The organism is Streptomyces sp. NPDC051286 (assembly GCF_044455345.1).
Classification (GTDB): Bacteria; Actinomycetota; Actinomycetes; order Streptomycetales; family Streptomycetaceae; genus Streptomyces.
In genome coordinates this window covers 1-8427 of record NZ_JBITER010000100.1, presented here as the reverse complement: position 1 = coordinate 8427, position 8427 = coordinate 1, and the positions used below count along the sequence as shown (strand labels likewise).

At 70.8% G+C, this 8427-nt stretch carries 1 protein-coding gene; it reads left to right on the top strand.

Features of this window, described 5'->3' with window-relative positions:
* A partial coding sequence (locus ACIBB8_RS36895; RefSeq protein ID WP_398959682.1) for an amino acid adenylation domain-containing protein occupies positions 1–8427 on the top strand: 8427 nt, incomplete at both ends.

Below are 8427 nucleotides of genomic sequence, written 5' to 3'. Positions count from 1 at the left end.
CCGCTGGTGGGGCAGGCGGCGGTGATCGCGCGGGAGGACGTGCCGGGAGACCGGCGGCTGGTCGCGTATGTCGTCCCCGCCGACACGGACACGGACGAGAACGGCGGCAACCTGGACATCGTCGGAGTCGTGAGGGACTTCGTCTCCAGCCGACTGCCGGAGCACATGGTTCCCTCAGCCGTGGTTGTTCTCGACGCGCTGCCGCTGACCGTCAACGGAAAGGTGGACCGCAAGGCACTGCCCGCCCCGGCGTACGTCACCCGTGGCGGCCGTGGCCCGGCCGATGCCCGCGAGGAGATCCTGTGCGCGGCCTTCGCGGAGGTCCTCGGCCTGGAGACCGTGGGAGTGGACGACGACTTCTTCCGGTTGGGCGGGCATTCGCTGCTCGCGGTGTCGCTGGTGGAGCGCCTGCGCGTCCGGGGCGTGACCGTGTCCGTCCGGGCGTTGTTCCAGACGCCGACGCCCGCCGGCCTCGCGGCCGCCGCGGGCGCGGAGCAGGTCGACGTGCCTGCGAACGCGATTCCCGCCGGCGCTGATGAGATCACGCCGGGCATGCTTCCCCTCGTCGAACTGGCGACCGCTGAGATCGAGCGGATCGTGGCGGGTGTGGAGGGCGGTGCGGCGAATGTGGCTGACGTCTATCCGCTCGCGCCTCTGCAGGAGGGCCTGCTCTTCCATCACCTCCTTTCCGACGGTGGTGAGGACGCGTATGTGACGCCGACCGTTCTGGAGTTCGACACGCGCGAGCGGCTGGATGCCTTCCTCGGCGCGTTGCAGCACGTCGTCGACCGGCATGACGTGTTCCGTACCGGGATCGTCTGGGAGGGTCTGCGCGAGCCGGTCCAGGTGGTGCGCCGTCACGCGGCCGTGCCTGTGGCGACGGTCGTACTGGATCCGGAAGGGGCTGCTCCGGTGGAGCAGTTGCTGGTCGCGGGCGGTCCGTCGATGGACGTGGGCCGGGCGCCGTTGATCGACGTCCACGCGGCCGCCGATCCCGGCACCGCACACTGGCTGGCGCTGGTGCGGGTGCACCACCTGGTGCAGGACCACACCGCTCTTGAAGTGATGCTGGAGGAGGTGGAGGCGTTCCTCACGGGCCGCGGTGACGAGCTGGCTGAGCCTTTGCCGTTCCGTAACTTCGTCGCCCAGGCACGTGGTGGGGTGGAGCGTTCTGAGCACGAGCGGTTCTTCGCCGAGTTGCTCGGTGATGTGACGGAGCCGACTGCCCCGTACGGGGTGGTGGATGTGCGTGGTGATGGTGCCGGGGTGGTCCGGGCGGGGCTGGCGTTGTCGGCCGGGTCTTCTTCGCGTGTGCGGGAGGTGGCCCGCAGGCTGGGGGCCAGCCCTGCCACGGTGCTGCATGTGGCCTGGGCCCGGACGCTGGCGGCGGTCAGCGGTCGTGAGGACGTGGTGTTCGGCACGGTGCTGTTCGGCCGGATGAACGCGGGTGCGGGTGCGGACCGGGTGACCGGTCCGTTCATGAACACGCTGCCTGTCCGCGTCCGCGTGGACGATGCCGATGTGCTGTCCGCGGTCGACGGTATGCGCGCGCAGCTGGCGGCACTGCTCGAGCACGAGCATGCTCCGCTGGCGCTCGCCCAGCAGGTCAGCGGCGTACCGGCGGACGTCCCGCTGTTCACCGCGCTGTTCAACTACCGGCACAACACCGCTCCCGCCGCCGGCACCGGCGAGGAGCAGCAGGGCGAGGGGCTCGCCGGAATCAGGACGCTGTTCTCGCGGGAGCGCACGAACTACCCCCTGACCGTGTCGGTCGACGACGACGGGGACGGCGCCGGGATCGGACTGTCCGTGGACGCGGCGGCCCCCATCGATCCGGGAGCCGTGGCCCTGCTGCTGTGCACCGCGGTGGAGAACCTCGTCGCGGCACTGGAAGAGGCGCTGGAGGACGGCCGCCCGCGGCTTCCGCTGGGCGCCGTCCAGGTCCTGGGCGAGGACGAGCGGCGCCGCGTGCTCGTCGACTGGAACGACACCGCGGCCGACGTCACGGCCGAGACCCTCCCGGAGCTGTTCGAGGCCCAGGTGGCCCGCACCCCTGATGCGGTCGCCGTCGTCCATGCCGGCACCGAGATGTCGTACGCGGAACTGGACGCCCGGGCGAACCGGCTGGCCCGCCTGCTCATCGGCCGCGGCGTGGGACCGGAGTCGGTGGTGGGGGTGGTGCTCAACCGTGGTGTCGACATGGTGGTCGCGCTGCTCGGCGTGCTGAAGGCGGGCGGCGCCTATCTGCCGGTCGACCCGGCCTATCCGGCCGAGCGGATCGCCTTCCTGCTCGCCGACGCCGGTGCGGTGTGCGCCCTGACCCGGGGCGACGTGCGGCTCGACGACAGTGCCGGTGTGCCGCTGGTCGTACTCGACGAGCCCGCGACGCTCGGTGAGCTGGCCCTGCTCGACGACGGGGCCCTGCCCGCGGACGAGCGTGCCGGGCTGCTGCCGGAGCACCCGGCGTACGTCATCTACACCTCCGGTTCCACCGGCCGGCCCAAGGGCGTGGTCACACCGCACCGGGCCATCAGGCGGGTCGTGCGGGAGACGAACTACATCGAGCTGTCGGAACGCGACGTCGTCGCACAGCTGGCGTCGATGTCCTTCGACGCGGCGACGTTCGAGACATGGGGAGCTCTGCTCAACGGCGCGACCTTGGCCGTGGCCCCGCCTGGCAGGCTGTCCGTCGCGGAACTCGACGACTTCCTCTCCGCCCACGCGGTCACCACGCTGTGGCTGACCGCCGGGCTCTTCCACGAGGTCGTGGACACCGACATCGAGGCGCTGCGCGGGCTGCGTCATCTGCTCGCGGGCGGCGACGTGCTGTCGCCCTCGCACTGCCGGACCGTGCTGGAACGTTTTCCCGGAGTGCGGTTGCTCAACGGGTACGGGCCCACGGAGACCACGACCTTCACGGCCGTCCACGCGCTGAGCCGGTCGCCCCTGGAGCAGGGGACGAGTGTGCCCATCGGCGCTCCGATCAGCGACACCCGGGTGTACGTGCTGGACGCCGCGCTGCGGCCGGTGCCCATCGGTGTCGCGGGAGAGCTGTACGTGTCCGGAGCGGGTCTGGCACGGGGCTACGTGGGACGGCCGGAGCTCACCGCCGAGCGCTTCGTGGCGTGCCCGTTCGGGTCCGCCGGGGAGCGCGTGTACCGGACGGGCGATGTGGTCCGCTGGAGTGCGGACGGCCGGCTCGAGTTCGTCGGCCGTGCGGACGAGCAGGTGAAGCTCCGCGGGTTCCGCGTCGAACTCGGTGAGGTCGAGGCCGCCCTGGCCGGGCACGAGCAGGTGGCCCAGGTCGCCGTCGTGGCACGTGAGGACGTGCCGGGTGACAGGCGGCTGGTGGCCTACGTCGTGCCCGTCGACGCCGATGCTGTCAGTGGAACGCTGACCTCGGATCTGCTTACGTTCGCGTCCGGGCAGCTGCCCGCGTACATGGTGCCGGCGGCCGTGGTCGTGCTCGCCTCCCTGCCGCTGACAGTGAACGGCAAGGTGGACCGCAAGGCCCTCCCCGCCCTGGACTACGCTGCTGCGGCGGTCGCGACGGCCCCGGCGGGCGTCGGCCGCGGGTCGGCCACGGTGCAGGAGGAGATCCTGTGCGGGGTGTTCGCGCGGGTGCTCGGCCTGGAAGCGGTCGGCGTCCACGACGACTTCTTCGCCCTCGGTGGTCATTCCCTGCTCGCCATGCGCCTGGTGAGCCGGATCCGTGCGGTGCTGGGCGTCGAGCTGCGGCTGCAGACGCTCTTCGACGTACCGACGGTGGCCGGTCTCGCCGCCTGGCTGTCCGGAGCGGACCGGGCGCGCCTGGTGCTGACGGCGGCCGGGGAGCGCCCGGAGCGGGTGCCGTTGTCGTTCGCGCAGCGCCGGCTGTGGTTCCTCGGCCAGCTGGAGGGCCCGAGCCGGACCTACAACATCCCTGTCGCGGTACGTCTGAACGGCGCGGTGGACCAGGACGCGTTGGGTGCGGCGCTGCGGGACGTCATGGGTCGGCACGAGGTGCTGCGTACGGTGTTCGCGGTGGCGGACGGTGAGCCGTACCAGCGCATTCTGGATCTTCAGGATCTGGAGTGGGAGCTCCAGGTGGTGGATGTGGCGCCGGACGAGCTGCCCGGCGCGGTCGCTGCGGCACAGACGTACGCCTTCGACCTTTCGGTGGAGGTGCCCTTCCGTGCCTGGCTGTTCGTGGCCGGGCCCGAGGAGCGGGTGCTGGTCGTGGTGGTGCACCACATCGCTGGTGACGGCTGGTCGATGGGGCCGTTGGCGGGGGATGTGTCGGTGGCGTATGAGGCGCGGTGTGAGGGTCGGGCGCCGCAGTGGCAGTCGCTGCCGGTGCAGTACGCGGACTATGCGCTGTGGCAGCGGGAGCTGCTGGGCGACGAGCAGGACGCGGACAGTGTGGTCTCCCGGCAGGTGGCGTATTGGCGTGAAGCGCTGGCGGGTGTGCCGGAGGAGCTGGAGCTTCCTTACGACCGTGCTCGTCCGGTGATGGCGAGCCATCGTGGGCACAGTGTGCCGCTGGAGGTTCCGGCGGAGGTTCATGCGCAGCTCGCGAAGCTGGCGCGTGCTGAGGGTGTGACGGTGTTCATGGTGTTGCAGGCCGCGCTGGCGGTGCTGCTGTCGCGACTGGGCGCGGGTACCGACATCCCGGTCGGTTCGGCAATCGCGGGCCGTACTGACGAGGCGATGGATGATCTCGTCGGGTTCTTCGTGAACACGCTGGTGATCCGCACCGATCTGTCGGGTGATCCGACGTTCCGTGAGCTGCTGGGGCGTGTGCGGGAGACAGGGCTGTCGGCGTACGCGCATCAGGACGTGCCGTTCGAGCGGCTGGTGGAGGAGCTGGCCCCGGTCCGTTCGCTGTCGCGGCACCCGCTGTTCCAGGTGATGCTCACGCTGCAGAACACTGCCGAAGCGGTTGTCGACCTGGCGGGCCTGGACACGGAAGGCGTGTTCACGGAGGCCACCACGGCGAAGGTCGACCTCGAGGTCGGTGTGGAGGAGACATTCGACGGCGAGAGCCGGCCGATGGGGCTGCGGGGTGTGGTGACGGTGGCGGCGGACCTGTTCGACGTCGGCACCGCCCAGATCCTCACCCGGCGATGGGTGCGCTTGCTCGGCACCCTCGTCACCGCACCGCAGACGCGGCTGGCCGACGTGGATGTGCTCGGCGGGGACGAGCGGCACCGGCTGCTCGTGGAGTGGAACGACACCCGTGCGGACGCCGCGGCCCTGCCGGCTCCGGACCTGTTCGCCGCCCACGTCGCGGGCACCCCGGACGCGGTGGCGGTGGTCGCCGACGGGACCGAGGTGCCGTACGCGGAACTCGACGCGCGCGCGAACCAGCTGGCCCGGCTGCTGATCGCTCAGGGCGTGGGGCCGGAGAGCGTGGTGGGGCTGGCACTGGAGCGCGGCATCGATCTGGTGGCGTCGCTGCTGGCGGTGCTGAAGGCAGGAGGCGCTTACCTGCCGATCGACATGGGACTGCCGGCGGACCGGATCGCCTTCATGCTCGCCGACGCGGGAGCGGAAGCCGTCGTCACCACCGCAGCCGGTGTCGCGCGCCTGCCGCTGCCGGACGGCGTGCCCGTGCTGACACTCGACGGCCCGGACACTGCGGCGGCCTTGGACGGTCTGCCCGTGACCGCCGTACGGGACGACGAACGGTTGGCGTCGCTGTCGGCCTCGCATCCCGCGTACGTCATCTACACCTCCGGATCCACGGGGCGACCGAAGGGCGTGTCGGTCACGCACGCCGGCCTCGCGAGCCTGGTGGAGGGCCACGCGCGCCATCTGGCGGTCGGGCCCCGGGCCAGGGTGGGGCAGTTCGCGTCCGCCGGTTTCGACGGCTTCGCCTGGGAGTGGTGCATGGCGTTGTTGTCGGGTGCGGCGTTGGTGGTCATCCCGAAGGAACAGCGCCTGGGCGAGAGTCTGACAGGGTTCCTGGCCGAACAGCGGGTCTCCCATGTCGCGCTTCCGCCTGCGGTTCTGGCGACGTTGGACGAGGTGTCGGTCGATCCGGGTGTGGTGCTGGTGGTGGCGGGTGAGGCGTGTCCGCCGGAGGTGATGGCGCGGTGGGCCAGGGGCCGGCGGATGTTCAATTCCTATGGTCCGACCGAGACGACGGTGGATGCCACGCTGTGGGTCTGTGACCCGCAGGCGGGGGAGGTGGCGATCGGTACGCCGGTGGTCAACACCCGCGTGTATGTGCTGGACGGGAATCTTTCGCCGGTGCCTGTCGGTGTGGCGGGTGAGCTTTATGTGGCGGGTGCGGGCCTGGCGCGTGGCTATGTGGGGCGTGCGGATCTGACGGCTGAGCGGTTTGTGGCGAATCCGTTCGGCGAGCCGGGTGAGCGGATGTATCGCACGGGTGACCGTGCCCGTTGGACCGTGGACGGGCAGTTGGTGTTCGCGGGGCGTGCGGACGACCAGGTCAAGATCCGCGGCTTCCGCGTCGAGCTGGGCGAGGTCGAGGCCGCCCTCGCCGGGCACGAGCAGGTGGCCCAGGTCGCCGTCGTGGCACGCGAGGACATCCCAGGGGAAAAGCGCCTGGTCGGCTATGTCGTACCGCACGACGGTACCGCCGACGGTGTCGGACTGTCCGCGGACGTACTCGCACATGCCGCCGGGCAGGTGCCGGAGTACATGGTCCCGTCGGCGGTCGTACTGCTGGATGCACTGCCGTTGACACGGAACGGCAAGCTGGACCGCAAGGCCCTGCCCGCCCCCCACTACGAGACAGGGCCGGGCCGGTCGCCGGGCAGCGTCCAGGAGGAGATCCTGTGCGGGGTGTTCGCGCAGGTACTCGGGCTGGAAAGCATCGGGGTCGACGACGACTTCTTCCGGCTGGGCGGTCATTCGCTGCTCGCCACCCGGCTGGTGAGCCGGATCCGTGCCGTGCTGGGTGTCGAGCTGCCGTTGCGCGTCCTGTTCGAGGCGCCGACGGTGGCGGGTCTGGCGGCCCGGCTGGCGGAGGCGGGTTCGGCTCGGGTGGCGCTGACGGCCGGAGAGCGTCCGGAGCGGGTGCCGTTGTCGTTCGCGCAGAGCCGCCTGTGGTTCCTGGGCCAGCTGGAGGGGCCGAGTGCCACGTACAACATGCCGGTCGCGCTGCGTCTGTCCGGCGAGGTGGACTCGGACGTACTGGACCGGGCTCTGCGGGACGTGATGGGTCGGCACGAGGTGCTGCGCACGGTGTTCGGAGTCGTGGACGGTGAGCCGTACCAGCGGATTCTGGACGTCGAGGATCTGGCGTGGGAGCTGTCCGTGGTCGAGGTGGCCGCGGAGGAACAGAACGCGGCGGTCACCCGGGCCCAGGAGTATGTCTTCGACCTGTCGGTCGAAGTTCCCTTCAGGGCATGGCTGTTCAGGACCGCTGCGGGTGAGCAGACGCTGGTCGTGGTGACCCACCACATCGCCGGCGACGGCTGGTCGATGGGTCCGCTGGCCCATGATCTGTCGGTGGCGTACGAGGCCCGTCACTCGGGCCGGGCGCCGGAGTGGCAGGCGCTGCCCGTCCAGTACGCGGACTACGCGCTCTGGCAGCGCGAACTCCTCGGTGACGAGCAGGACCCCGACAGCGTGATCTCCCGCCAGATCGAGTACTGGCGAGGAGCGCTGGGCGGAGCTCCGGAGGAGTTGGAGCTGCCGTTCGACTTCGCCCGTCCTGCGGTGGCGAGTCACCGTGGGCACAGTGTGCCGCTGGTCATTGCGGCGGAGCTGCACGGCCGGCTGCTGGAGCTGGCGCGGGCGGAAGGCGTGACGCTGTACATGGTGTTGCAGGGCGCGCTGGCGGTGCTGCTGTCGCGTCTGGGCGCGGGCACGGATGTGCCGATCGGTTCGACGATCGCCGGCCGTACGGACGAGGCTCTGGACGACCTGGTCGGCTTCTTCGTCAACACGCTCGTGATGAGGACGAACCTGGCCGGCGACCCGACGTTCCGCGAGCTGCTCGGACGCGTACGCGAGACCGGACTCGAGGCGCACGCGCACCAGGACGTGCCCTTCGAGCGGCTCGTGGAGGAGCTGGCCCCGGTCCGTTCGCTGGCCCGGCACGCGCTGTTCCAGGTGATTCTCACACTGCAGAACACGGACGAGGCGGTGCTCGATCTGCCGGGCCTGGGCGCCGAAGGCCTCCTGGTCGGCGAGCAGACGGCGAAGTTCGACCTGGACGTGATCCTCGGAGAGCGGCTCGACGCCGACGGGGCACCGGCGGGTGTCCGCGGTGCGCTGACGGTCGCGGCGGACCTGTTCCGCCCGGAGGCGGCGCAGCAGTTCGCGAAGCGGTGGATCCGTGTGCTCGAAGCTCTGGTCGCTGCCCCGCAGACCCGGCTGAGCGCGGTGGATGTGCTGGGTGAGGCCGAGCGGTGTCGGGTGTTGGTGGAGTGGAACGACACCGGGGTGGAGCTGGGTGTGTCCACGGTGCCG